Genomic DNA, 1,875 nt, shown 5'->3' with positions numbered 1-1,875 from the left:
TTTTTAAATAGTATTCCTGCCGATATGTTTTTACTGGTGGCTAAATCAGGCATTCCTGACGGTCTAGGCTATATAATCGGCGCGGCAACATTTATTGTTACCAAGAATATGATGAATCGCCTTACCTTCGGGGTGTTTTCATGATTTACCTGATTACTGGAACGCCCGGCACGGGCAAAACCGCGTTTGCAGTATCGTCTATCATCAATAACAGAAATGGGCTTTTTAAATATGAGACCGAAGACGGCGAAACGGTGGATAGACCGCTTTATTTTTGTCATATTGACGGACTTGACGAAAAGGCTCTTAAAGCGCATCGTCTGACTGAGGAACAAATTCAGTCAGCACCGCTGAATGAAATTGTTCCTCAGGGCTCGGTCGTCATTGTTGACGAAGCAGATTACGCATATCCCACTCGCGCTTCCGCTAAGGAAGTGCCCCCCTACGTCAAAACCCTGAAAGAATTGCGGCATGATGGTTTTACCCTGATTTTGATGACTCAGCATCCTAGCATGTTGGATAGTTATATTCGCAATTTGGTTAGTAAGCATTGGCATTTAGAACGCAAACAGGTGGGCACCAAACTGTATGAGTTCTATCGCTGCGAAACCAATTTAGCTTCAGCCTGCGCTGCCAAGGGTGTAACCTCCGATTTTTACAAGCCTGACAAACGCGCGTTTAAATACTACAAATCCGCCAGCATCCACATCAAATTCAAGAAAAAACTGCATCCCGTTTTTTACGGCATGGGCTTGCTTTTGGTGTGCGCTCCGCTGTTTTTTTACTACACGTCAGGTCGGTTTAAACGCTATGTCGGGGCAGAGGAACAGCCTGCCGCTGTGTCGGTTGCCGAAACCTCGGCGCCGGCACAACAACAGGCAGCGGCGGATAACTATTCAGCCGCTTCGCCCGTGGCTGCTTCCATGCCCATCGGCGCAAAAGTCGAAGATTACCGCCCACGGATTGCCAATCTTCAGGAAACCGCGCCCATTTACGATAGCTTGCGACAAGTAGCCGATTTTCCCCGCCGTGTTGCCTGCGTGGCTTCGGCTGATAGCTGCAATTGCTACAGCCAACAAGCCACGATATTGCCCAATATCAGCACGGCAGAATGTCGCGCTATCGTTAAACAGCGTCCTTTTGACCCCTATCGCAAGATGGAAACGGAACGCGCGGAAACCAAAGTTTCCGCTCCGCCGTCTGAACCTCAAGTTTTAGCTTTGGAAGGCAGTACAAAGCCTAATCTTTCTTATTCTGAATTGCCAAACATGGCGCAGTAAAAACCTACATCGTCAGCCGCATTGTCAAGGGGGAAGCTTTGTAAAGGCGCAGCCTTTATGAATACCCCCTTTACAATGCTACCTAGTAGAACACTATAGCCCAAGGGGAAGTGTTAAAGCGAAGCGGCAACCTTCCCCGCGCGGCGTCGCAAGTGAGACTAGGGGGTTTGGGGGACTAGTCCCCCATGCTGTAGCAGGTTTTCAGGTAGTCTGTTGTGCCGAAGGCACGTATTGAGGGGCGCAACGCGCCACACAATACAACCTAGGGGATGCAAGGGGAACGCCCCTTGTGGGTGGCTGGGTGGGATTAGAAGCGTTAGGGATATTAACCCGAATGGGCAGAGACCTAGGCTCGGTTCTGTTGCCTGAATACATGAACGGCTTACAGAATTTTAGCCCGACCCGCCCAAGCGCAAAAAGTGAAATGCGGTCGGTTCTCGTAGATTTTTCAGGTGCAAACAATCGCCTGAAAGAATCGCAGAGGAGACCGCCTCACGCGCGCCCAAGGGGAACGCCCAACCGCTTCGCAGAATGGGGATGCAAGGGGCAAAGCCCCTGCTTAGCAAATGTCTAAACTACCGAAACTGTACATTAT

The 1,875-nt window shown here is 50.0% G+C and carries 1 protein-coding gene; it reads left to right on the top strand.

What is annotated here, in order from left to right; translation table 11 throughout:
- Positions 1 to 140: 140 nt before the first annotated feature.
- Positions 141 to 1,280 (top strand): zonular occludens toxin domain-containing protein, encoded by a 1,140-nt coding sequence (locus HMPREF2541_RS03420; protein ID WP_070541732.1) that lies wholly within the window; start codon positions 141 to 143, stop codon positions 1,278 to 1,280.
- Positions 1,281 to 1,875: the final 595 nt, after the last annotated feature.

Origin of the sequence: Eikenella sp. HMSC061C02 (assembly GCF_001809035.1) — a bacterium.
GTDB classification, from domain to species: Bacteria; Pseudomonadota; Gammaproteobacteria; order Burkholderiales; family Neisseriaceae; genus Eikenella; species Eikenella corrodens.
This window is presented reverse-complemented; position numbering and strand designations above follow the sequence as displayed.

What these genes read in the sequence shown, in the direction of transcription:
- HMPREF2541_RS03420 (WP_070541732.1), top strand. Translation starts at nt 141, where the DNA reads ATGATTTACCTGATTACTGGAACGCCCGGCACGGGCAAAACCGCGTTT.